22 protein-coding genes are annotated in these 22,291 nt (G+C 65.8%); 6 read left to right on the top strand and 16 right to left on the bottom strand.

From position 1 onward, the window contains the following. Position 1: 1 nt before the first annotated feature. Entirely contained in the window at positions 2-742 is a 741-nt protein-coding gene (locus tag QSJ34_RS04665; RefSeq protein WP_285570975.1) for a CsgG/HfaB family protein, read from the top strand. 9 nt (positions 743-751) lie between these two features. Here the strand turns inward: QSJ34_RS04665 and QSJ34_RS04660 are convergent, their stop codons facing one another. The 5 genes from QSJ34_RS04660 to QSJ34_RS04640 are packed head-to-tail and all read right to left on the bottom strand — an operon-like array spanning position 752 to position 4,529. Then, on the bottom strand, positions 752-1,750 hold the full coding sequence (locus tag QSJ34_RS04660) for an alpha/beta hydrolase family protein (RefSeq protein WP_285570973.1): 999 nt from the start codon (positions 1,748-1,750) through the stop codon (positions 752-754). Further along, positions 1,747-2,040, bottom strand: a complete 294-nt coding sequence (locus QSJ34_RS04655; RefSeq protein WP_285570972.1) for a 2Fe-2S iron-sulfur cluster-binding protein — start codon at positions 2,038-2,040, stop codon at positions 1,747-1,749. The genes QSJ34_RS04660 and QSJ34_RS04655 overlap by 4 nt, the downstream gene beginning before the upstream one ends. A 2-nt stretch (positions 2,041-2,042) precedes the next feature. Further along, the gene (locus tag QSJ34_RS04650; protein ID WP_285570970.1) at positions 2,043-2,468 is read right to left on the bottom strand and encodes a hypothetical protein; all 426 of its coding nucleotides are present in this window, start codon (positions 2,466-2,468) and stop codon (positions 2,043-2,045) included. A 46-nt stretch (positions 2,469-2,514) separates the two neighbouring features. Then, entirely contained in the window at positions 2,515-3,006 is a 492-nt protein-coding gene (gene ispF / locus QSJ34_RS04645) for a 2-C-methyl-D-erythritol 2,4-cyclodiphosphate synthase (RefSeq protein ID WP_285570968.1), read from the bottom strand. After that, entirely contained in the window at positions 3,003-4,529 is a 1,527-nt protein-coding gene (locus QSJ34_RS04640; protein ID WP_285570965.1) for an ATP-binding protein, read from the bottom strand. The genes ispF and QSJ34_RS04640 overlap by 4 nt, the downstream gene beginning before the upstream one ends. A 109-nt stretch (positions 4,530-4,638) precedes the next feature. Between QSJ34_RS04640 and ruvB the strand changes: the two genes are divergently transcribed. Then, complete coding sequence (gene ruvB, locus QSJ34_RS04635) at positions 4,639-5,652, top strand: Holliday junction branch migration DNA helicase RuvB (RefSeq protein ID WP_285570962.1); 1,014 nt, start codon at positions 4,639-4,641, stop codon at positions 5,650-5,652. Between the two features lie 9 nt (positions 5,653-5,661). On the opposite strand, the gene QSJ34_RS04630 is transcribed toward ruvB, so the two are convergent. From QSJ34_RS04630 to QSJ34_RS04590, 9 genes are all read right to left on the bottom strand, one after another. After that, entirely contained in the window at positions 5,662-6,126 is a 465-nt protein-coding gene (locus QSJ34_RS04630; protein WP_285570959.1) for a bactofilin family protein, read from the bottom strand. Positions 6,127-6,153: 27 nt separating this feature from the next. Beyond that, complete coding sequence (locus QSJ34_RS04625; RefSeq protein WP_285570956.1) at positions 6,154-7,143, bottom strand: M23 family metallopeptidase; 990 nt, start codon at positions 7,141-7,143, stop codon at positions 6,154-6,156. Between the two features lie 60 nt (positions 7,144-7,203). Then, complete coding sequence (locus QSJ34_RS04620) at positions 7,204-8,172, bottom strand: UbiA-like polyprenyltransferase (protein ID WP_285570954.1); 969 nt, start codon at positions 8,170-8,172, stop codon at positions 7,204-7,206. A 99-nt stretch (positions 8,173-8,271) separates the two neighbouring features. Beyond that, positions 8,272-8,505, bottom strand: a complete 234-nt coding sequence (locus QSJ34_RS04615; protein WP_285570951.1) for an ATP-binding protein — start codon at positions 8,503-8,505, stop codon at positions 8,272-8,274. A 3-nt stretch (positions 8,506-8,508) separates the two neighbouring features. Next, positions 8,509-9,141, bottom strand: a complete 633-nt coding sequence (locus tag QSJ34_RS04610) for a hypothetical protein (RefSeq protein WP_285570947.1) — start codon at positions 9,139-9,141, stop codon at positions 8,509-8,511. Positions 9,142-9,328: 187 nt separating this feature from the next. Continuing rightward, the gene (locus QSJ34_RS04605) at positions 9,329-10,594 is read right to left on the bottom strand and encodes a hypothetical protein (protein ID WP_285570945.1); all 1,266 of its coding nucleotides are present in this window, start codon (positions 10,592-10,594) and stop codon (positions 9,329-9,331) included. A 106-nt stretch (positions 10,595-10,700) separates the two neighbouring features. Then, positions 10,701-11,996 (bottom strand): ATP-binding protein, encoded by a 1,296-nt coding sequence (locus tag QSJ34_RS04600; protein ID WP_285570942.1) that lies wholly within the window; start codon positions 11,994-11,996, stop codon positions 10,701-10,703. Positions 11,997-12,048: 52 nt separating this feature from the next. Beyond that, positions 12,049-12,726, bottom strand: coding sequence for a response regulator (locus QSJ34_RS04595; RefSeq protein WP_285570939.1), 678 nt, complete (start codon positions 12,724-12,726; stop codon positions 12,049-12,051). 71 nt (positions 12,727-12,797) lie between these two features. After that, positions 12,798-14,444, bottom strand: coding sequence for a SpoIIE family protein phosphatase (locus QSJ34_RS04590; protein WP_285570935.1), 1,647 nt, complete (start codon positions 14,442-14,444; stop codon positions 12,798-12,800). A gap of 234 nt (positions 14,445-14,678) precedes the next feature. Between QSJ34_RS04590 and QSJ34_RS04585 the strand changes: the two genes are divergently transcribed. After that, complete coding sequence (locus QSJ34_RS04585) at positions 14,679-18,176, top strand: protein kinase domain-containing protein (protein ID WP_285570932.1); 3,498 nt, start codon at positions 14,679-14,681, stop codon at positions 18,174-18,176. 10 nt (positions 18,177-18,186) lie between these two features. Here QSJ34_RS04585 and QSJ34_RS04580 read toward each other — a convergent pair whose 3' ends face one another. Continuing rightward, positions 18,187-18,528 (bottom strand): hypothetical protein, encoded by a 342-nt coding sequence (locus QSJ34_RS04580; protein WP_285570931.1) that lies wholly within the window; start codon positions 18,526-18,528, stop codon positions 18,187-18,189. Between the two features lie 107 nt (positions 18,529-18,635). Further along, the gene (locus tag QSJ34_RS04575; RefSeq protein ID WP_285570929.1) at positions 18,636-19,124 is read right to left on the bottom strand and encodes a hypothetical protein; all 489 of its coding nucleotides are present in this window, start codon (positions 19,122-19,124) and stop codon (positions 18,636-18,638) included. 56 nt (positions 19,125-19,180) lie between these two features. Between QSJ34_RS04575 and QSJ34_RS04570 the strand changes: the two genes are divergently transcribed. The 3 genes from QSJ34_RS04570 (at position 19,181) to metG (ending at position 22,226) form a co-directional block, all read left to right on the top strand. After that, positions 19,181-19,648 carry a peptidylprolyl isomerase gene (locus tag QSJ34_RS04570; RefSeq protein ID WP_285570926.1) on the top strand — a complete coding sequence of 156 codons (468 nt, stop codon included), beginning with the start codon at positions 19,181-19,183 and terminating at the stop codon, positions 19,646-19,648. Positions 19,649-19,725: 77 nt separating this feature from the next. Further along, on the top strand, positions 19,726-20,289 hold the full coding sequence (locus QSJ34_RS04565; protein WP_285570924.1) for a DNA-3-methyladenine glycosylase I: 564 nt from the start codon (positions 19,726-19,728) through the stop codon (positions 20,287-20,289). A gap of 35 nt (positions 20,290-20,324) precedes the next feature. Next, the gene (gene metG / locus QSJ34_RS04560; protein WP_285570921.1) at positions 20,325-22,226 is read left to right on the top strand and encodes a methionine--tRNA ligase; all 1,902 of its coding nucleotides are present in this window, start codon (positions 20,325-20,327) and stop codon (positions 22,224-22,226) included. Positions 22,227-22,291: the final 65 nt, after the last annotated feature.

Raw genomic sequence — 22,291 nt, 5'->3', positions numbered from 1 at the left:
CATGCGCCTTCACAAGCTGTTCCTTTCCCTGTTGGCGGTGCTGGCCGTCGCTTCCCCCGTGTTTGCGCAGAAGAAGCTCTCCAAGGAGGAGAAGGCCAAGCTGCCGCGAATCGCCATCCTGGAGTTCAAGGCCGCGCCCGACGCTTGGCACGGCTGGCACCACGGTGGATGGGGCAACCAGATGAGCACCATCTCCAACCAGCTGCGCGACCTCTTCACCACGGAGATCGTGGAGAAGGGCAAGAACAAGATCCGTGTCATCGAGCGCGAGCGCCTCAACGAGATCCGCGATGAGCTGCAGTTCCAGCAGAGCGGCGAAGTGGATACCGCCACGGTGCAGAAGATCGGCAAGCTGCTGGGCGTGAAGTATGTGATGACCGGCAAGGTCACCCGCTTCGCTTACAAGGAAGGCGGCTTCAGCTCGGGCTGGGGCGTGGGCGCCTTGGTGGGCAAGGTGACGGGCAGTGGTATGGCCGGCGCCGTCGCAGGCAGCGTCAACGTCAAGAAGGCCTCCTTCACCGGCCGCCTGGACATCCGCCTCATCTCCGTGGAGACCGGCGAGATCCTCGGGGCCTGGAAGGATGAGGACAAGGTGGACGACACCAGCGTGAAGGTGGCGGGCACCGGCGCTGAAGTGCAGTACGACGAGGAGCTCGTCAACAAGGTGTTCGAGCCCGTCGTGCAGCGCATCACGCCCAAGCTGCTCCGGGCCACCGTCTCCGCCAACGAAGACGACGAATAGGCCTAGGTCTTACCGCATCGATTGGGGCCCTTCGGGGCCCTTTTCCATGTCGGTGGTCTTGGGAAACCAGGTGTCCACCGCGTTTCCGATGGCGCCCGTGTAGGCGGCGCCCAGGACATCCGAACAATGCAGGTGCCAGGTGGGCACCTCGATCATCCGGCCCTCACGGAAGTGCGCCGCCACGATCCGCTGCACGGCCGGGGGTGCCAGGCGATCCTGAGTGGCGAGGAAGCAGAGGCTGGGCGTGGCCAGCCGAAGGTCACCGATGCGGCGGACGAGGTCGGTTTCCTCGGGCGCATACCCGCCCATGCGTCCTGCGGCGAAGGCGGCCATGGCGCCGATGGGGGGCGCGAGCACGTGCCACCAGCGGTCCTCGGGGCCGCGCACGAGCCGCTCTGCGAAGCTGCGGCTGCTGGCGGGGGCGCCCTCCCAGATGATGCCCGCCAGGGGGCCCTTGCCTTCGCGCTCCAGATCCGCCAGGGCCAGCAGGCCCACGGACGCGCCGAGGCTGCGGCCGAGCAGGAGGATGCGGCGGCGCGAAAGACCCGAGGCTTCGAGGTGGTGCACCACCCGGATGACGTCGCGGGATTCCACGACCCCGAAGGTCACGGGTGGCACGGGGCCACCGTGGCGCATGGCGTCGTCGCGGCGCCGGTAGGTGAAGATGGCCGCATCCAGCCGGGGGAACCACTTGAGGGCGGGGCTGGTGCCCCAGCGGTCGTCGCCGAAGCCGTGCAGGAGCAGCACGACGCCGGGCGAAGGGGTGGGCCGGGCGAGGCGCCAGAGCTGGAGCCCCTCCACCTCCTCGCTGGACCAGGTGCCCCCGGGATCGCCGTCCTGGCCCTTCGCCAGCTCCCGGTAGGTGCCCTCGACGCGCGCCAGGGGTTGGGCCCGGTAGAAGGGTGGATCCACCAGCTCGCGGGCCACGGAGCGGGTCTTCCAGCCGACGAATCCGACCAGGCCCACCAGGGGTGCCAGGCCGAGGCCGATCCAGGCCGCGCGCCTCACCAGTAGCCCGTGGTGATGAGCAGGTCGGCGGAGGGAAGTGGCATTCGGCACTGGCAGCTCAGACGCTGACCGGTCGTCGCGGCATTTCTCGCAAGCACGGTGAGCTCTCGGCTGGTGGGAGGGGCCAATACGTCAGCGCCCTGCAGCACCGTGACTACGCATTTCCCACAGGCGCCGCGGCCCGAGCAGGCCGATGCCACGGGCAGGCCCTCTGCGAGGCAGGCGGACATGAGGGTCCCGCGCCCGCGGAGCGCGTGGTCCCGCTGGCGGGTCCGGGCCACCACGGCCATGGCTACTTGAGGAGGGTCGCGGTCACGCCCGGAATGCCCTCGGCCGTGGGCAGCGGATCGGGCTTGCCGTAGAGCACCGAATCGAGCTTCTGGACGAGCGTGACCTGGTAGATGCCCTTGTCGCCGGACAGGTCCAGTTCGCCGGTATCCGGGCTGAAGATCTCCCGCTGGCTCGTGAGGACGAAGCGGTGCTTGCCGGGCGTGAGGCCCTTCAGCTGCAGGCTGGTGGCGCCTTTGGGCAGCTGCTGGATGGGAAGGCGGGTGCCGTCGAGACTGAATTCCACCGGGCCGCTCACGGTGCGCGTGAAGCGGAAGACCACCGATCCCGCGGGAATGGGGTGGCTGGGCGTCAGGGGCACCTTCTTGCAGCCCATGAAGGTCGCGGCGCCCAACAGCACCATGGCGGGAATTGCGGGGTGGAACTTCATGAACCCTCCGAACCTTCCATCATATGCGATGAATGGCGCAGAGGTCTCAGCCACGCTGAATCAGGACGACCGCCTGGGCGGCAAGGCCCTCGCCGCGCCCGGTGAAGCCCAGCTTCTCCGTGGTGGTGGCCTTCACGTTCAGCGATTCGGAAGGGACGCCCAGGATCGGAGCCACGCGGTCCCGCATCCGCTGGCGATGGGGGCCGATTTTGGGGCGCTCCCCGATCAGGCACACATCCGCATTCACCACCTGCCAGCCCCGCTCCGCCAGATCGCCCATGACCCGCTGCAGCAGCTGGGCCGAGTCCGCACCCTTGAAGGCCGGATCGGTGTCGGGAAAGTGCTGGCCGATGTCGCCGAGCCCCGCGGCGCCCAGGAGGGCGTCCATGAGGGCGTGCAGCATGACGTCGGCATCGCTGTGTCCGACGAGGCCGCGGTCGTGGGGGATCTCGCAGCCCATGAGCAGGAGGGGCCGGTGTTCCTCGGGGCTCGTGAACCGATGGACGTCGAAGCCTTGTCCAACGCGGATCCCCGTCATGCGCCCTCCGAACCCAGCACCCGGTGATTCCCGGTGGATTCATCGCAGACCTTGAAGGTGCCCGTGATGGGGTGTTCGGGCAGGGTGATGATGACCTCCGTGCCCGAGCCTTCCTCGCTGATGAATTCCAGGGTGCCGCCGTGCTCCTCGACGATCTTCTTCACGGTGGCCATGCCCAGCCCCGTCCCCTTCTTCTTCCCATAGCTGAAGAAGGGCTCGAAGATCCGCTTGATGACTTTGCGCGGAATGCCGCGGCCCCGGTCCCGGACCCGGATCTGGACGCCCCCGGTCACCTGGGACCAGGAGATGAGCACCTCCCCACTCATGTCCGTGGTGGCATCGAGGGCGTTGGCCATGATGTTTTCCATGACGCGCGTAAAACGTCCCGGGTCGAGTTTCACCAGGCAGGGATGGCCTTCGGCCCGGAGCTGGACGCCCAGTTCTGCGGCGCGCGGAACCATTGGCTCGAGGATGGCATCGAGGAAGGATTTCAAATCCACGGTTTCGCGGTTGGGCTCGCGCACCTTTGCGAAATCGAGGACGTCCTGGCTCAGGTGGGTGAGGCGGTCCACGCATTCCAGGATCTTCTTGCAGTGATGCCGGATCTTGTGGTCCTCGGTGGAAAGTTCCAGCAGGTCCGCGTGGCCGCGGAGGACGAAGAGGCCGTTCTTGAAGTCGTGGACGATGGAGCTGGCCACCTGACCGACGGTGGCAAGCACGTGGCTGCGCAGGTTCTCTTCGGAGAGCCGGGTGCGCTCGATGGCGATGGCGCAGAGGGCGACGATGGCCTCGAAGGTTTCACGGTCGGGGGGCTCGGTGATGGGGCGTCGGCTGTCGAGGTAGACCACGCCCAGCCGCCGGCCCTGCAGCAGCAGCGGAAGGCAGAGGATTGTCTTCAGTTCGAGGCGCTGGATGGACAGGTGGTTCATGAGATGGTGTTCGTCGGCGACGTTGAGGATCCAGATGGGATCCCCTGTTTCGAAGACCTTGTGGACGCTGGAAAGGGACACCTGGATGCTGCCTTCGAGTTCCTTGCCCAGGTTGCGCTGCACGCGCGTCATGAGCTCGCCGTCCTCCAGCAGCATGAGGAAGCCGCGGTCGGTGCCCGAGATGGAGAGCAGCTTGTCGAGGGACTGCTCAAGCAGGTCTTCGAGGTCGACTTCCTCGGCCAGCAGCTGGGCGGTTTCGAGGATGGCCTGCAGGTGCAGCTCCGAACTGCTCTGGTCCTGGCTTACGAGGGTGAGCGTGTAGGCGCCGTCCGCCAGGCGCAGGGGCGTGCCGGCCTCCCAGGCCACCCGTCCGAGCTGCTGATCCTTGTAGAAGCTGCCGTGGGTGGTCTGCAGGTCCTCGGCCCACCAGATGTCGTCGCGGAGCTCCAGCCGCAGGTGGGTGCGGCTGATCATGCTGTCGGACAGCACCACGTCGCAGAGGCTCTGCCGTCCCAGGGTGACCGAACGCGTGAGCGGTACGCTGCGCTCGAACCCGTGTCGGTCTCGGATCAGGAGCTGGTAGCGCTGGGCCACGACATCTCCCGGGCGTGGAGGGGTGGAAGGCGGGGTTGAACTGCGTGAGACCAAGATTATCCGGCCATCGGCTGGACACAAGTGGAAGTCCCGTGAGGGAATAGGAGTCATGCATCGACACCCTGATCTCGATCCCAGTGATGGCGCGGAGGACCCGGTCGAATACTCCCTGCGGCCGCAGAGGCTCGTGGAATATATCGGCCAGGAGAAGGTGAAGGCGCGGTTAGATATCGCCCTGCAGGCCGCCACCCGTCGCGGCGAGGTCATGGATCATGTGCTGCTCTTCGGCCCTCCGGGCCTGGGCAAGACGACTCTGGCCCACGTGCTGGCCAACGAAATGGGCGCCCCCTGCAAGGTGATCCAGGCCCCGGCCCTGGAGAAGAAGGGCGATCTGGCGGCCATCCTGACCAACCTGGAGGCGGGTGAATTCCTCTTCATCGACGAGATCCACCGCCTGTCGGCGCCCATTGAAGAACTGCTCTACGCGGCCATGGAGGACCGGAAGCTGGACATCCTCATCGGCCAGGGGCCCAGCGCCCAGACGCTGAAGGTGGACCTGCGGCCCTTCACCCTGGTGGGTGCCACGACGCGGGCCGGCCTGATCTCGAAACCGCTGCACGACCGCTTCGGCATGGTGCATCGCCTGGAGTTCTACACCCGTGCCGAACTGGCCATCATCGCGAACCGCTCGGCGGACCTGCTCGGCATCCACCTCGCCAAGGAAGGTTCGGAAGCCATCGCGCGGCGCAGCCGCGGGACCCCGCGCATCTGCAACCGCCTGCTGCGCCGCTGCCGCGATTACGCGGAGGTGAAGGGCGACGGCACCATCACCGAGGCCTCTGCGGAAGCCTGCCTGAAGCTGCACGAGGTGGATGACCTGGGGCTGGACGCGCTGGATCGCGAGTACCTGCAGGCCATCTGCCACAAGCACCGCGGCGGGCCCGTGGGTCTGCGCACCTTGGCCGCGGCGCTGGGCGAGGACGAGGGGGCGCTGGAAGATCTCGTCGAGCCCTACCTGATGCAGGTGGGCTTCCTCGATCGCACGCCCCAGGGCCGCAAGGCCACCGATGCTGCCTACGCCTACCTGGGTGTGAAGTCGGACCCAGGACCGCTGTTCCGCTAGGGGCCGGTCTCAGCGCTTGAGGTCGACCTTCTTGGGATCGATGTCGAGGTGCTTGGGCGAAGGCAGGGAACCGCCCTTGGCCACGCTGCTGGCCTCCTGGGTGGCGGCGGCCTGGTCCTTGCGGACGCAGACGCCCTGCAGGGTTCCGCCTTCGTCGACCACGAGTGAACCGACTTCCACATCGCCTTCGACGTAGCCGGTGCCATGGATCTCCAGGCAGTCGGTGATCTTCATGATGCCTTCGGCCCGGCCGGTGACGACCAGGTGCTTGGCGAAGATGTTTCCCTTCACCAGGCCGCCGGGCGCGATGGAGACCTCGCCCGTAGAGTGGATGGTGCCCTCGACCACGCCTTCGACGCGGAAGCTATGCGAATTCGTGTGGACTTCGCCCTTGAACACCACGTCCTTCCCAAGCAGCGAATGGATGGCCGGGGCGGATTCAGGCTTGGTTTTGGCGCTGCGGAAGACGGCCATGGGTCACTCCTAGAGTCAGGCCTTGAGTCAGGATTGCCTGCCGAGGGCGCTAAGCCACTGGCGCTGGAGCCGGAGGTAGGGCTGGGGATTCACGGGCTTCCCGTTCCGGCGGACCTCGTAGTGGAGGTGGACACCCGTGGCGTTTCCTGAGCGTCCCATGCTCCCCAGAATATCCCCCCGCGACACCTTCTGCCCGACTTTCACGTCCAGGCGGTTCAAGTGGCCGTAGAGGGTTTCCTGATCTTCGGTGTGGCGCACGCGCACACCCCAGCCGTAGCGGTCCATCCAACCCGCTTCCACCACTTCACCGTCGGCGGTGGCCTGGATGGGCGTGTCCAGCACGTTGCTGATGTCGAGTCCCGAGTGGTATCCGAGCAGGCCATCCCCGGTCTCGTTGGAGCGGGAGAAGGGGCTCACCCGCACGCCGAAGCCCGAGCTGAGGTAGCCGGCGGTGGGCGGGATGGATGGCGTGTGGCTCCAGGCCCGGATCACGGGTTCCATGCGCGCACGCACCACGGCGGCCTGCTTAGCGGTGTAGTCCAGATCCTGGTGGAGGCGCGACAGGCGCTCCTGGGTGCCCGGAGGCAGCGGCGTGCCCGAGGGAAGGGGCGTGAGGCTCGACTGATCCGGCGGCGTGGGCAGGGGATTGCCCGTCTGGGCCTTCGGGTCCAGCAGCTTCAGGAGTTCCGTGTGCTGCTTGCGCAGGGTGGCGACTTCCGTCTCCAGGGCCTGGGCCTGATCGAGGGAGGTGCGCAGTTGCTCCTGCTGTTCCTGTGTTTCCTTCTGGAGGCGACCGAAGCTCATGATCTTCTTCGTCGCCCACATGCCGTAGCCCGAGCCGATCATCGCGAGGGCCCAGAAGCCCACGACGCCCCCCAGCACCCAGAGCATCAGCCTCCGGGTGAGCGACCAGCGGAAGGTGCGGTGGCTGAAGACGACCATCACCGTGAGCCATCGCCCAGAATCGGGGCGGCTGGATCGCAAAGCGCGGCGGCGTTCGGGCAGTGGGGTGGACATGGCCTTCCAGCATACCTGGGAGTGCCCATGTAAGCGAGTCGCCCTATTACGACTTACGGACTAGAGGGGCGCCAGCAGCGACTTCGACAGCCAGTATTCCAGGGCGTGGCCCGCGAAAAAAACGAGGCCGATTAGGCTGTTCAAGGTGAAGAAAGCCTGGTCGATCCGCGACAGATTTCCGCCCCGGACCAGCCACTGCTCCCGGGCGAGCATGGCCGCGACCGCCGCCCATCCCGCCCAGGCCCAGAGGTGGCCGCCCATCAGGTGGTTGAACATCCCCCAGCAGATGAGCGCGAGGACGTGCAGGCTGCGGGAGAGCAGCAAGGCACCGTGGGTGCCGAGCTTCGAGGGGATGGAGTGCAGCCCCATGGCGCGGTCGAAGGCCTCGTCCTGAAGGGCGTAGAGGATATCGAAGCCCGCCGTCCAGGCCAGCACGCCGCCCGAGAGCCAGAGGGCCGGCGCCTCGATGCGGCCCGCCACGGCGATCCAGGCGCCGAGGGGCGCGCCGGAAAGGGAGAGGCCCAGCACCACGTGAGCCCAGGCCGTGAAGCGCTTGCAGAGCGAATAACCGAGGATGATGACGAGCGCCAGGGGCGACAGGGCCCAGGTGAGAGGCCCCAGAGCTCCGGCGGCCAGGCCGAACAGGACGATGCCCGCGCCCATGAGCGCCACGGCGCCCGCCTGGGACACGCGGCCCGCCGGCAGGGCGCGGGAGGCCGTGCGGGGATTCTCCGCATCCACATCCACATCCACCAGCCGGTTGAAGGTCATGGCCGCCGTGCGGGCCCCCACCATGGCCGCCAGGATCCACAAGGCCGTGCGCAGCGGCGGAAGCCCCTGGGCCGCGCCCAGGGCGCCAAGCAGGGCGAAGGGCAGTGCGAACACCGTGTGTTCGAACTTGATCATGTCCAGGAGTTCTTTGAAGTGACGGAACGCATGTCCATCCGCAGGGCTCGATCCCTCAGCCTCCTGCGAAGGTGGAATCTCGGGCATGGGAGTGGGATTCGGGTCGGGTGCGGCTTCGCTCATCACGGTTCATGATCGGACGAAACGATCCGTTTGTCTCTGTGGTGAGGCAGGGCGGGCTTGGAGCTCGTTCTGCCTGCGACCCAAGGAACTTGCCGGACGTTACCTGGCCGTAGCGGCTAGAACCCTCGTTTCCGCTCCTGAGGCCCTCTGCCAGACGGTGATCGCATCAAAGGGGCACTCCTTCACGCAGATCATGCATCCGGTGCAGAGGTCCACGATCCCCGAGGGGTAGGCTTCCTCGGGCGGCATGTGGATGGCCTCGTGGGGGCAAAGATCCGCGCAGATGCCACAGCCGGTGCAATCACCCTCTTGGAGGGTCCATACCCAGGTCATGGATCACTCCTTGGCGCGTGGCTGTTTCATCTTCACCATGGCCGACTTGACCGCCCAGGCGCAAAGCAGGAGGAGGATGGGGAAGCAAATGAAGAAGGTGGCTTGGGCGACCTCGAGGCCGATGGGATCCGCGTTGGAACGCAAGTGGGTCTTGAGGTAGGTCCAGAAGGGGCTGGCGTGGCGGGCCAGATACTCGTCGCTGGCGGCCTCGGCCACGAAGGTGAATCCCACCATGTTTATGGCATTGGCGGCGAGGCTGAGTCGCAGCGCCCAGTTGAAGCTGGATGTACCCGCCTCATGGCCGCCCTTGAACAGGCGCAGAATCAAGGCCGCCGCGAAGAGCAGGCTGGCGACGGGGTAGAAGGGGACGGCCATCTTGATGTCGGCCATGATGTCCGGGTTGAGGACGACGTAGCCCACGAGGAACATTCCAACCAGCAACACATCGGCCAGGATCACCGTGAACAGGTTCCAGAGTTCCCGGGACACGCGAAGGTTCAGGTGCCGGTTGAGTTCGCGGTAGTAGCCTTGGGCGAGCAATAACCCGGAAACCATGATCCCCATCAGGATCGAAGCGTTCAGCAGGTTCTGGAGAATCCATACCTCCAGGCCCTTGGCGATTTCATGTTCATTCATGATTCATCCTTTGCGGAAGTCGGCCGTTCTCACAGGGGGTCTACGCTCACGGGATGTGGAGCAAAAGAAAGGAATGACGCCTTTCATCCGTTGAATCAGGCGGGGGCCATGGACTGCCCCGTCGGCGGTTTGCAAAAACGGCGCGACAGCGATTGCCGCGCCGTTCCCCCCAACCTTCCAGTGGAAGCTAGAAGCCCCAGGTGACCTGGAAGAAGTAACGCTTGTCCTTGAACTTGGTGGTGCCAGCGGCAGCGATGGTGCCGCCGAGGTAGGACTGCTTTTCGGTGTATTCAAAGTTCCAGCGGGCGCCGCTCTTTTCGCTCTGGTAGAGCATGCCGTTCAGGCCGAGCATGGCCTGGGTGGTTTCGTTGTTGGCCAGGTCCTTGTTGGGATCGAGGTTGTCCATGCGGACATACATGCCGAAGCTGTCGGTGAAGTTGTAATCCACGAGGCCGTAGTAGCCCTTGTTCTTGGTCTTGGTGCCACCGAGGTTCATGGTTTCTTCGCCCATGAAGTAGGCACCCACGATGCGGAAATTATCGCGGATGAAGCGGGCCAGGATTCCGTCCTTCTTGAACTTGTTGTCATAGGAGAGGGCGGTGCTGAAATCGTTCTGAGTGGCGTAGTTGGAGAACTGGCCATCGTAATGGTAGAGGCCCACGGCAGAGTGGTGGCTGTCGAGGCTGTAGAGGAAGGAACCGTACCAATCCTTGTGGTTGTCGGCGTCGATGGAATTGGTGATGGATGTGCTGGACCCATCCACCACACCGAAGGCGGCTTCGAAGTGCTTGCCCACCAGGGTGGCGTCCATGCCCTGCTGGCGGCTGAAGGGGCGGAAGGTGTTCGTGCTGCCGGCCAGCTGATCGTTCAGCACGGTGGCGCGCTGTTCGGCGCTGCGGGCTCCCACGCCGAAGACATGCAGGATGCCGGGGAGGATTTCACCCGCGCGCACGGCGAGGAATACGTCCTGGCTGATGGGCTGGTTGTACTGGATGAAGGCTTCCGCGAGCTTCTTGCGGCCGGCGTCGCTCTGCACGATGTTGGCGCCGGAGGTATTGCCCGTGTTCTCGTTGAGGTAGAGCTCGGTGAAGTAGGAGAAGCGTTCGGACAGGGCGCCACCGGTGTAAAGGGAGAAGCTGTGCTGCTCGAAGTTGGTGGCGGGCTTCTGGGTGTTGGCCAGGCCCGTTCGCTTGGTGTCGAGGGAGTCGCCGTAGGCGCGGCCCTTCCAGACCAAGCTGACGTAGTTGTCGAGCTTCTGATCCTTGGGGTCTACCTTCAGGGCCTCCATCCGGTGGCCGTTCTTGAGGAACTCCATGCCCATGGAGGTGAGCTGCCAGGTGGGAGTGGCGTGGCAGGCGTTGCAGCTGGCGCCGGTTGTGCGGCTCCAGGCGGGAACAGCCAACAGCTGGACCGAGCTTAGGAACAGCGGGGCTAGGAAACGAAGCAACTTCACTGGAAACCTCCTGCGCGGGGGCGCATGAAATAGAGTCAGATTGACCCCATGGACCCAACCTAATGGGCTCCCCTGACCGCAGGCTGACGCCAACCTGATCGTTCGATCAGGTAACAGGGAATGTGATTTGTGCCACAGTGCCCGTGCCCTCTTCGCTCTCGATATGAAAGTGCGCACCATGGAGTCGGGCGATGCCCTGAACGATGGCGAGCCCTAGGCCCGCGCCACCGCCCTGGCGGTTGCGGGAGGCATCCTGCCTCACAAAGCGGCGGCCCAGCTGGTTCAGCACGTTGGCGGGGATGCCCTCCCCATGGTCAGACACGGCGAGGATGGCGGCATCACCCTCTTGCAGAGCCGATAGACGGACCACCGAACCTCCAGGGGCATGACGGATGGCGTTTGCCAGAAGGTTGTGCAGCGCGCGTTTGAGGAGGGTGGCATCGCCCATGAGGGTCAGGCCTGGTGTGGAGGTCCATTCGATGGCGACGCCCCTTTCTTCCGCTAGAGATTCATAGGGTGCCACCGCGGCCCGAATCAAGGTCTCGGCCTGAAGCAGCATCGGGGTGATGCTGTTCGATGGATCCTCGAAGCGAGCCAGGACCAGCATCTGTTCGATAACGGCCCCCATGTGGCCCAGGGTGTCCATCATGGCGGCGAGCTGATCCATCAGCGGTTCGGGCAGATCCCGGCTGGAGAGGAGGCTTTCGCACTCCAGGCGCATGGCATGCACGGGCGTGCGCATCTCGTGGGCAAGGTCGCTGTTCAATTCGGACAGCCGCGTGAATCCTGACTCCAGCCTGTCAAGGGCCCGGTTCACGGTCTCCACGAGGGGATCGAGCTCTCTGGGGAAGGGGGAGGGATCGATCCTGGATTTCAGGGTTTCCGGCCCGATGCCTCCCGTCTTCGAACGGAGCCGTTCTAGGGGGGAGAGCCCCAGGCTGATGAGCGTGAATCCAAGCGCCGCTGACACGAAGGGGATGATGGCCAGCAGGGCCCACAACGATTTTCGAAAAACCTTCAGGACTCGCTCTTCCGGATGCATGTCCCTGGCGAGCTGGATCCATCCGCCTTGATAGCGGAACGTGACGATTTTGAGGCGCACGGGTTCCTTCAGCGGGCTTTCCCACCAGGACCAGTTCTCCATGGGGACGGGGGCTTTCCTGGGCAGGAGATGGGCCCATTCGGGACTTTCAAGAACCACCTTGCCCGCGGGCGTCGTGAGGCGCAGAAACACGTTGTCCCCAAGGTCGAGCAACTCCTTATCGGGTTCCATCTTGTCTTCTTCGAGCCGGTGCAAGGTCAGGCGCGCGGATTCAAGCAGGTCCCGATTCACCTGGGCGTAGACCGCATGTGTCATGGAGGTATGCAGGTAGAGCCCCGCGCCCCCCACCACAGCGGACATGCCCAAGGCAAACACCACGGCCAAATGGAGAATCATCGAGCGGCGAAGGGTCTCAAGCATGGGCAGGCTCGACCAGGTAGCCCACGCCTCGGCGGGTCTGGATGATTTTCTGCGGATAGGGATCGTCCACCTTCTTCCTCAGCCTTCGCACGGCCGCATCCACCAGGTTGGGATCCCCCTGGTAGGAGAGGTCCCACAGTTCCTCGGCGATGCGGGTGCGGGTCACGATGTGGCCTGCGTTCCGGACCAGGAGTTCGAGCAGCGCGTATTCCTGGGAGCTGAGGTCGAGGCGATCTGCGCCCCGATAGACCTTGCGTTGGAAGGGATTCACCGTGAGGTCGCCGATGACCCAGGTCTTGGCCCCCGTGGTCGATCCCCGCGACAGCAGGTTGTTGATCCGCAGCAACAGCTCGGAAAAGGCGAAGGGCTTGACCAGGTAATCGCCGCCACCCAGCTCCAGCCCGCGCACCTTGTCGGGAAGCGTATCTCGGGCTGTGAGGAACATCACCGGTGTCTCGATGCCCGCCGTGCGCAGTTCCCAGAGCAGGGAGAATCCATCCATCCCCGGCAGCATCACATCCAGGATCAAGCAGTCGAAGCTGGCGGATTTCCCCAGTTCCAGACCCTTCAAACCATCCAAGGCCACCTCTACGGAAAAGCCCTGCTCCCGGAGGCTCCGCTCCAGGCTTGCCGCGGCTCGCGGATCATCCTCGACCAATAGGACCTTCATCTCGAATGAACCTCCCCGCCAATGCCAAGGATAGGGGGAGTCCAACCTCACCGGGAAGTTTCAGATTCCGTTCAGATCCGCCTCAGCATCAGGAGGGTGCGGTCGTCCTGGTAGGGGGCCCCCTGGGTGAAGCGATCCAGCTCGCCGAGGATGGCTGCATCCAAGGCCAGGAGCGGTTCGTGCTGCTTGGCCACGAGCAGGGATTGGAGGGCCTCGGCGCCGAATTCCTCATTGCCGGGATCGGTGGCTTCGGTGATGCCATCGGTGTAGACCACGAGCAGATCCCTGGGCGCCAATTGGAGGGTGGCTTCCGCATAGGGGTGGCCGGGCAGCATGGCGATGGGAAGGCCCTGGGCATCGAGGGTCTCTACTGGACGGCCCGGACGCAGGAGGAGGGCCGGGTTGTGGCCGGCATTGGTGTAGGTGAGTGCGCCGGTTCGGGGATCCAGCAGAGCCAGGAAGGCCGTGACGAAGCGCCGCCCGTCCGTGTGTCGCGCGAGCATCCGGGAGAGCTGGAAGGCCATGTCGGCGGTGGACAAATCGCGCTCGGTCCAGGCCTCCAGCGTGGCCTGCATGGAGGCCATCAGCAGGCCCGGGCCCAGGCCCTTCCCGCTCACGTCCGCCAGACAGAAGAGCCAGCGCCCGTCGCTGCGGGGCCACCACCCGAAGAGGTCGCCCGAGACCTGGCGGCTGGGCAGGTTGTTGCCCTGGATCTCGTAGCCTGCGATCTCAGGCGGGAATCCGGGCAGGAGGCCCTGCTGGATGTGACGGGCCAGATCCAGCTCCTGGTCCAGCTTCTTGCGGGCCATGGCTTCTTCCCGCATGCGGGCCTGTTCCAGTTTGGCGGTGGCGAGGTGGGCGAAGGTGTTGGCGAGGCGCAGATCCTCCTCGTCGAAGGGGAGGCGCGGTGCCCGGGAATCGAGATAAAGCAGGCCCTTCACGACACCCTGGTGCTCGAGGGGCGTGACCAGGGCCGAAGTGATCCCGCTGAGCACGAGGGATGGGGAGGCCAGGCCCTGGCCATCCTGGCTATCGCCCAGGTCGTTGAAGAGGACGGATTCCTTCCGCTCCAGCGCCGCGTCCACGAGGCTCCGTGCCAGGAGGATCGGCTGGTTGCCTTCGGGCCCCCGCGAGGCGACGGTGTGCAGGCCCGATTGGCTGTCGAGGATCAGCACGGCGGCCCGCCAGGGTTTGAGCAGGGTCCACAGCCGGTCCAGAAGGTTGGAGAGCAGTTCTTCGGGAGGCGTGTCCTGGAGCAGTTCCAGGGTGAGGGACTGGATCTCCTGGATCACTTCCCGGAGGCGCAGGGTCTGGGGTGCTTCGCTTCGCCGCTCGGGAAGGGCCCTGATGCGCTCCAGGGGCAGGACGAGGGAGCCGGCGGAGGAAGACTGGTCGCTCTCGGCGCCGATATGCACCCGGGGGCCGCGAGAGGGGGAACCCAGCCGCAGGAGCACCTGGCCGAGCAGGATCTCGTCCCCATCCTGCAGGGGATGGGCGGTGGTGATCCGCTCTCCGTTCAGCGAGGTGCCGTTCAGGGAGCCCAGGTCCTCGAGGTAGGCCACGCCGTCCTTCCAGCTGATGCGCGCGTGATGACGGCTGAGGCTGACGTCGGGGATGGCCACGTCGTTCTGCGAGGACCGCCCCAGCGTCCACGACCTTCCCTCGCCTTCCAACTGGAAGGGCGGCCTGCCGGGGACGTGCAGCACCAGGTTCGTCACGGGACCTCGGCCACAAGGACGGGGACGGGAATGGGGTAGAGGTTGGGAAGAGCAAGGTACACCACCTTGCCTATCTCCGGTTGGCCTATGATGACCTCGATCCCCGGGGAACCATGTGTCGACAGGCAGGCTGCCTTTCAGGTGCGATCGCGAGGCTCGCCCCGAGGGGCGAGGGTTCCGGGACTAGGGGCTAAGGCCATGGAGGACGGGCGGGACTTCCCATCGGCTTCAGAGTTGTCCCAGGCGGACACCCTGGCCGGGGATGGTTCGGCCTTCGCCTTCAGCGCGCACGCAAGCCACCCGGACTTCCCCATCAAGGACTGGGACCGTTACGAGCCCCTGGGGTTTCTCGGACAGGGTGGCATGGGGCTGGTGTTCCTCGCCCGGGATCGGCGCCTGGGGCGCGAGGTGGCCATCAAGTTCGTGCGCATCGAGGGCGAGCGCCATCTCCAGCGTTTCCTGCTGGAGGCCAGGGCCCAGGCCCGCGTGGATCACGAGCATGTGTGCAAGGTCTTCGAAGTGGGCGAGGTGGGGGGCCGGGTCTTCATCACCATGCAGCACATCCCCGGCCGCTCGCTGGATGCGCTCGCCGCGGAGTTGTCGCTGGAGCAGAAGGTGATCGTGGTGCGCGACGCAGCGAGAGGCGTCCACGAGGCCCATCGGGTGGGCATCATCCACCGGGATCTGAAGCCCTCGAACATCATGGTGGAGCGGGCGGAGGACGGAGCCCTGCGCACCTTCGTCATGGATTTCGGACTGGCCCACGAATGGAACCAGGACGTCACCGAGACCGGATCCGTGCTGGGCACGCCGGCCTTCATGTCCCCGGAGCAGGCGCGGGGCGAGGTGTCCCGCCTGGACCGCCGCACCGACGTCTACAGCCTGGGGGCCACCCTCTACCAGGTGAGCACGGGCCACTCGCCGGTCTCCGGCTCCAACGCGCTGGAGATCCTCAGCGCCGTCACGTCGGACGAGGTCCCATCCATGCGGACCTTCAGGATGGACATTCCCAAGGATCTGGAGGCCATCACCCTCAAGTGCCTGGAGAAGGATCGCTCCCGGCGCTACGACTCCGCCAAGGTCCTGGCCGACGACCTGGACCGGTTCCTCGCCGGTGAGCCCGTGCTTGCGCGTCCCACGGGGCTTTGGTACCGGCTCCAGCGCAAGCTGCAGAAGCACAAGCAGCTCGCGGGTGCTGGCGCCGCTGCCCTGCTGGTGGTGTCCGTGTCTCTGGGCATGGCCCTGAAAACGAGGCGGGACGCCGGTCGCCGCGAAAGGCTGGCCCAGGAGTTCACGGAGTCCATGGCCCGCATCGAGTCCATGGCGCGCTACTCGGCCCTGGCGCCCCTGCATGACATCCGTCCCGATCTGAAGGCCGTGCGGGATCACATGGCCCGGCTGCAGGAGGACATGCGGCAGGCCGGGCCCATCGCCAACGGGCCTGGACACTACGCGCTGGGGCGCGGCTACTGGACACTCGAGGATGACGAGAAGGCCCGCGAACACCTGCAGATGGCCTGGGATGCCGGCTACCGCGCGCCTCGCGTGGCCTATGCCCTGGCGGTGGTGCTGGGCCAGCAGTACCGCGAAAAACTGCTGGAGGCCGAGCGCATTCCTTCGGCCGACCAGCGCAGCGCGCGGATGCAGAGCATCGACGCGACCCTGCGCGCGCCGGCCCTGACCTTCCTGCATCAGGCGAAGGGCGCCGATGTGCCTTCACCGGAGTACCTGGAGGCCCTGATGGCCTTCTGTGAGGGGCGCCTGGACGAGGCCCTGGAGCGCCTTCGCGCGCTGGGGGAGGAACTGCCCTGGTTCTACGAGGCGCCGCTCCTCCGCGGATCGTTGTTCCAGGCCCGGGCCTGGAAGCGCTGGAACCAGGGAGAACGAGAGGCGGCCCTGGCGGATTTCGACGCGGGTCGCGAGATCCTCGCCGCGGCGGCCACCAGCGGGCGCAGCGCGCCTGCGATCTACGCGGCCATGGCGGAGCTGGAACTCAATGCCCTGATCATGGAGAAGTACGGCCAGGGCCACGTGGAACCGGCCTTCGAAAGGGGCATGACGGCGGCCAAACTGGCGCTGAGGGCCCAGCCGGACCACGTGCCTTCGCTCATCCTGGAATCCGGCCTGCTCCGGCACTATTCCGATTTCAAATCGAACCGCAGCGAGGATGCCGAAGATCTTGGCCAGCAGGCGGTGATGACGGCCTGGAAGGCGCTGGAGGCTGAATCTACTCGCGCCGACGCCTGGGTCGCCCTGGGGATGGCCTACTACCAGTGGGGAAACGCGCGCCAGGACCAGAACCGCGATCCCACCGACCAGTTGGCCAAGGGGCTCAAAGCCTTCGAATCTCTTTCCACCGAAAAGCGCGACTACGCCGTGGAAAACCACATCGGCCTCATCCACCAGACCTGGTCCGATTTCGAGGGGCAGAACGGGCGAGACCCCGCCGCGCATCTGAACGGCGCCATCGCCGCCTACGAGCAGGCCACGCGGATGGAACCGCACCTGCTGCCCGCCTGGATCAACCTGGGCACCTGCCTCCAGCAGCGGGCCGCGCTTCCCGGGGGGGCCCATCCCGAGGAGGACCTGAAGACGGCTCTCGAAGTACTGGGCCAGGCCCAGTCCCTCAATCCCAAGCACTTCGTCCCCTATTACGTGAAGGCCCGGGTCTGGTACGAGTTGGCCCTGCGCAAGCGCCAGCGGGGCGAGGATCCGGGGCCGGAGCTGCGGCAATCCCTGGACGCCAGCCGCCAGGGTCTGGAGATCAACCGGGCCGTGCCCCATCTGCATAACGTCGTCGGGCTGGCCCAGCTCCTGTTGGCCCAATCCGCCTGGGACGCCGGGCGGGAACCCTCTCCCTTCCTGGTCCAGGCGCAGGCGGCCTACCGGCAGGCCGTGGCGGTGGCCCCCAACCAGGTGCACGGCCACCTCAACCTGGGGGATCTGCTGATCTGGAAGGCCCGTTGGGAAACCGGAGCCAAGGCCCTTCAAAGCCTTCGGGAAGCCGAGGCCGCCCTGCAGAAGGCGCTGGCGATCGCTCCGGGGAACAAGACCGTCCAGGCAAACCTGGGACGGGCCTGCGCCGTCCGGCTGGAGCTTTGCCTGCGGGACGGCGCCGAACCGGCCTCGCACCTTCAGCGCGGCGAGGCGCTGCTGGCCAAGGCGCTCGCAGTGGATGCCCAGGACCGGGACGCGCTCCAGTACCTCGGTGAATTGCGCGTGGCGGCGGCCCAGTGGAAGGCCGCCCACCTGCGGGCCCAGCCCCGTGATTTCCGCTCAGCGGCCCAGCCCCTGGAGCAGGCACTCAAGGTGGCGCCCGAAGCCACGGATCTCGAACTGCTGCTGGCCCGCTGCTACCTGGCCGAGGCCCGATGGGAACGCCTCTCGGCGCCGGGGGAACGCCTTTCGGCGGCGGGGGCGGAACGCCTCTCGACGCGGGGGGAGCGCGCCTCGGCACAGGACGAGCGTCCCAGTGAACGCTCCAGCCGGGCTCGCGCCCAGGCGCTGCTGGCCCACCTCGGGACCCTTCGGCCCCGGTGGGGCGAGGCGATGGCGGTGCAGGGGGCCCTGCAACTGGAGGAGGCCGAAGGGCTCCCCACGGGAGCACGAAGCGCGATGGCCGCCGAGGCGCACCGTGTTTTTGCGGAGGCGTTCGGCCTGAACGGACACCTGCTGGCGGAATGGAAGGCTCAGGATGAGCGCGCCCAGAAATTGGCGAAAACCCCGCTCTGAATGGCCCGGTTCAGCCCGTGACTTTGATGGATCCCGAACTGCCTGCGCCCAGGGCGGTGGAGGGGGCGAAGCAGATGACCTGGATGGTGCCGTTGCCGCCTGCCTTCATGGCCGAGGGCGTGAGGGCGATGGTGTAGTTCCCCGGGGCCTGGGCTTTGTAGACCGGCGCGTCGGAGGCGTTGCTGCCCACGGTGCAGGTCGAGGTTCCGAAGAGCTCGCGGTTGTCCACGTGGACGGTGAGGGGGGCGTCTGGCTCACCCTGCACGAAGATGACCTCGTCCTTGTTCTTGAAGAGTTCCAGACTGCCCGGCGCGCATCCCCCGGCATGCACCTTGACCTGTTTGGTGGACATTTCGACCTCCATGATGGTTGGGTGATTAGGTGCCAGGTGCATCCAGTCCGATGGCCTGGCCTGTGGGAATTAGCGCCAAGCCTAGACCCTTCTCAGAAAAAAACGAATCAATTTGTCGCGACCTCGGTCTCTCCGGGGAACACGGCCCAGAGGGTCCCCGACCAGTCGGCCTGCGTGGGGCGCTGTGCGATCACGCCCGTGAGCGGGCCCTCGCACTGGATCTCGACACGGCCGCCGGGGCGGTCCTCCAGCTTCAAGGCGCGTGTTTTCGTCTTGAGGGTGGCGGCCCAGGAGTCGGGGTAGGCCTTCCCGTTCCGCCTTTCGATGCGGAGCGTGTAGAGGCCTCCCGATTTCAGGACGATGAGCGTCATGTGGAAGGTACCGGCGGAACCATCCTTTGGCACCAGGTTACCCGTCAGCTTCAGGGCTCCGGAAAGGCCTCCCTTCGCCGGGGCGGTGCTGAGATCGGTCAGGGCGAACCGGTAGCTCGTGGCCCCGATCTTCAACTCCCCGCCGCCTTTGGCCTGGAGTTCGAGGGTTTGGGCCTGGAGGCTGAGGCTGGCGACGAGGCAGATCAGGGGACGCAGGAAGTTCATGCTGACTCCGGAGGTGGCGGATCCTATTCTGAAGGCTCGACTCAATGAGGTGAACCATGACGCACGTGCGCTTCCAGACCGACAAGGGCGACATCAACCTGGAACTCTTCCCGAAGGAGGCTCCGGGCACCGTGGCGAACTTCGTGAAGCTCATCGAGGCCGGCTTCTACGACGGCCTGGCCTTCCACCGCGTCATCCCCGACTTCGTCATCCAGGGCGGCTGCCCCAACACCAAGCCCGGCGCCTCGGGCATGCCCGGCACCGGCGGCCCCGGCTGGAAGATCAAGTGCGAGACCGCCGGCAACCCCCACCAGCACAAGCTGGGTGCCCTCTCCATGGCCCACGCCGGCAAGGACACGGGCGGCAGCCAGTTCTTCGTGGTGAACGGCGACCGCCGCAACGTCGCGCATCTCGACGGCGTGCACACGGTCTTCGGTCAGTGCGTGGCGGATGCCGATATCAAGGTCGTGCAGGCCATCAAGGCCAATGACCGGATCATCAAGGCGACGGTGGTCGAAGCCTAGGCTTTCGCCTTTTCGCTCGCAGAATCGGGCGGCGAAGCCGCCCGATTCTGCGTTATGAAAGGCCTTGGGAGGGATCGATGAAGGAACGTTGCGGCTGGTGCGGGGAGGATCCCCTCTACGTCGCCTATCACGACGAGGAGTGGGGCGTCCCCCAGCACGACGACCGCCGCCTCTTCGAGAAGCTGATTCTGGAGGGCGCCCAGGCCGGGCTCAGCTGGATCACCATCCTCCGCAAGCGCGAGGCTTACCGGGAAGCCTATTTGGGCTTCGATCCGGCGAAGGTCGCCGCGATGACGGATGCCGATCTGGAGGCTGTCCTGCAGAACCCGGGCATCGTGCGGAACCGGCTGAAGGTCTTCTCGGCCCGCGAGAACGCCCGGGCCTTCCTGGCGGTGCAGGGGGAGTTCGGCAGCTTCGACCGTTTCGTCTGGTCCTTCGTGGGCGGGTCGCCGAAGGTGAACCACCCCCGGGCCCTGGCGGATGTGCCGGCCGTGACGCCGGAGGCCGAGGCCCTGAGCAAGGCCCTCAAGAAGCGCGGCTTCAAGTTCGTGGGGCCCACCATCATGTACGCCTACATGCAGTCCATGGGCCTGGTGGACGACCATCTGGCCACCTGCTGGAAACGGGCTGTGAAGGCTTGAGGTCCAGCCTGTAGACTGGAGGATCCGGAGTCCCCGTGTCCAAGCCCTTCTACGTCACCACCCCCATCTACTACGTCAACGACAGGCCCCACATCGGCCACACCTACACGACGGTGCTGGCGGACGTGATCGCCCGCTTCCACCGCATGCGCGGCGAGCAGGTGTTCTTCCTCACGGGCACGGACGAGCACGGCCAGAAGGTGGAAAAGGCCGCCGCGGCCCGGGGCATCACGCCCAAGCAGCTTGCGGACGAGGTGGTGGCCAACTACACCGAGCTCTGGAAGCAGATGGGCATGACCCACTTCCGCTTTATCCGCACGACGGACCAGGATCATCGCGACCAGGTGCAGCGCCTCTTCAAGCGCCTGCTGGATAAGGGCGACATCTACAAGGCCACCTACAAGGGACTGTATTCGGTCAGCGACGAAGCCTACGTCACCGAGACCCAGGCCAAGGAGCTGCAGGCCCAGGGCCTCGCGCACCAGCTGGTGGAGCTGGAGGAGGAAACCTACTTCTTCCGCCTCAGCGCCTACCAGGACCGTCTGCTCAAGTACTACGAAGAGCATCCCGAGTTCGTGCAGCCGGATTTCCGCTTCAACGAGGTGAAGCGCTTCGTGGAAGGCGGGCTGCAGGATCTCTCCATCAGCCGCACGAGCATCAGCTGGGGCATCCCCGTGCCCGGCGACGAGAAGCACGTCATCTACGTCTGGTTCGACGCGCTCCTGAACTACCTCACGGGCTGCCCAGCCAGCAGCTGGCCGCCCGACCTCCAGCTGGTGGGCAAGGACATCCTCCGCTTCCATGCCGTCTATTGGCCCGCCTTCCTCATGGCCGCGGGCCTCTTCCAGCCCACCACCATCCTGGCCCACGGCTGGTGGCTCATGGGTGACGACAAGATGTCCAAGAGCAAGGGCAACGTCGTGCGCCCGGATACGCTGCTGCGCTTCGGCAACGACGCCCTGCGCTTCTACTTCATGCGCGACATGCAGGTCGGCCACGACCGCGGTTTCAGCTTCGAGGGATTCATGGACCGACTCAACGCCGACCTGGCCAACGGCCTGGGCAACCTGGCCTCTCGCACCCTCAGCATGATCCAGCGCTACCGCGGCGGCGTGGTGCCCATGCCCGCGGCGATGGACGACCTCGATCAGGAGATGGCGAAGGGCCTGCTGGCGGTGTTCCCCGAGTACCTGGAGAAGGCCCGGGCCAATGATTTCCACGCGGCGCTCGACGTGCTGTGGACCTACCTGCGCGCGCTGGACGGCTACATCGTGAAAGCCGAGCCCTGGAAGCTGGCCAAGGATCCCGTCAACGATCCCAAGCTCGACGCCGTGCTGGCGAACCTCTACCGTGCCCTGCGCGCCACGGCCCTGCTGGTGGCGCCGGTGATGCCCGAGCTGGCCCAGACCCTGTGGGAAAGCCTCGGCCACACCACGAAGGTGGCCGAAACGACCTTCCACGGCTTCGCGCTGGATGGCCCCGCCATCGGCCCCATCGGCGACCCCAAGCCCCTGTTCCAGCGCATCGACAAGGAGAAGGAATTGAGCGACCTCTTGCCCCCGGAAACCCCGGCCGAAACCAAGCTCAGCCTGGATGTACCCGAGATCCGCGAGGTCGTGGATGCGGACACCTTCTTCAAGGTGGACCTGCGCGTGGGCAAGATCCTCGAGGCCGAGCGCGTGCCTAAGAGCGACAAGCTCATCAAGATGAAGGTGGACATCGGTCTGGAGCAGCGCACCATCGTCGGCGGCATCGGCAAGGCCTACGAGCCCGCCGACCTGCTGCAGAAGCTGGTGGTGGTGGTGGCGAACCTGGCGCCCCGCAAGCTCATGGGCATCGAAAGCCACGGCATGCTGTTGGCCGCTAGCGACAACGCCAGCAAGCCCTACCTGGTGGCCCCGCCCAGCGACGCCCAGCCCGGCTTCCTCGTGAAGTAATTTCCGACCGGTGATGAACGGTGATTGGTAAGCTCGCTGGTCATCACGGTTCATCACCGGTTTCA

It is taken from the genome of Geothrix limicola, from assembly GCF_030268085.1.
GTDB classification, from domain to species: Bacteria; Acidobacteriota; Holophagae; order Holophagales; family Holophagaceae; genus Geothrix; species Geothrix limicola.
Note: the sequence above shows the minus strand (reverse complement) of the source record. Positions and strands in the feature narration are given on the sequence as shown.

Bases quoted from the DNA above. Each gene is read 5' to 3' on its own strand.
- QSJ34_RS04665 (WP_285570975.1), top strand. From the start codon at position 2: ATGCGCCTTCACAAGCTGTTCCTTTCCCTGTTGGCGGTGCTGGCCGTC.
- QSJ34_RS04655 (WP_285570972.1), bottom strand. From the start codon at position 2,040: ATGGCCGTGGTGGCCCGGACCCGCCAGCGGGACCACGCGCTCCGCGGG.
- QSJ34_RS04650 (WP_285570970.1), bottom strand. From the start codon at position 2,468: ATGAAGTTCCACCCCGCAATTCCCGCCATGGTGCTGTTGGGCGCCGCG.
- ispF (WP_285570968.1), bottom strand. From the start codon at position 3,006: ATGACGGGGATCCGCGTTGGACAAGGCTTCGACGTCCATCGGTTCACG.
- ruvB (WP_285570962.1), top strand. From the start codon at position 4,639: ATGCATCGACACCCTGATCTCGATCCCAGTGATGGCGCGGAGGACCCG.
- QSJ34_RS04630 (WP_285570959.1), bottom strand. From the start codon at position 6,126: ATGGCCGTCTTCCGCAGCGCCAAAACCAAGCCTGAATCCGCCCCGGCC.
- QSJ34_RS04625 (WP_285570956.1), bottom strand. From the start codon at position 7,143: ATGTCCACCCCACTGCCCGAACGCCGCCGCGCTTTGCGATCCAGCCGC.
- QSJ34_RS04620 (WP_285570954.1), bottom strand. From the start codon at position 8,172: ATGAGCGAAGCCGCACCCGACCCGAATCCCACTCCCATGCCCGAGATT.
- QSJ34_RS04615 (WP_285570951.1), bottom strand. From the start codon at position 8,505: ATGACCTGGGTATGGACCCTCCAAGAGGGTGATTGCACCGGCTGTGGC.
- QSJ34_RS04610 (WP_285570947.1), bottom strand. From the start codon at position 9,141: ATGAATGAACATGAAATCGCCAAGGGCCTGGAGGTATGGATTCTCCAG.
- QSJ34_RS04600 (WP_285570942.1), bottom strand. From the start codon at position 11,996: ATGTCCGCTGTGGTGGGGGGCGCGGGGCTCTACCTGCATACCTCCATG.
- QSJ34_RS04595 (WP_285570939.1), bottom strand. From the start codon at position 12,726: ATGAAGGTCCTATTGGTCGAGGATGATCCGCGAGCCGCGGCAAGCCTG.
- QSJ34_RS04580 (WP_285570931.1), bottom strand. From the start codon at position 18,528: ATGTCCACCAAACAGGTCAAGGTGCATGCCGGGGGATGCGCGCCGGGC.
- QSJ34_RS04575 (WP_285570929.1), bottom strand. From the start codon at position 19,124: ATGAACTTCCTGCGTCCCCTGATCTGCCTCGTCGCCAGCCTCAGCCTC.
- QSJ34_RS04570 (WP_285570926.1), top strand. From the start codon at position 19,181: ATGACGCACGTGCGCTTCCAGACCGACAAGGGCGACATCAACCTGGAA.
- QSJ34_RS04565 (WP_285570924.1), top strand. From the start codon at position 19,726: ATGAAGGAACGTTGCGGCTGGTGCGGGGAGGATCCCCTCTACGTCGCC.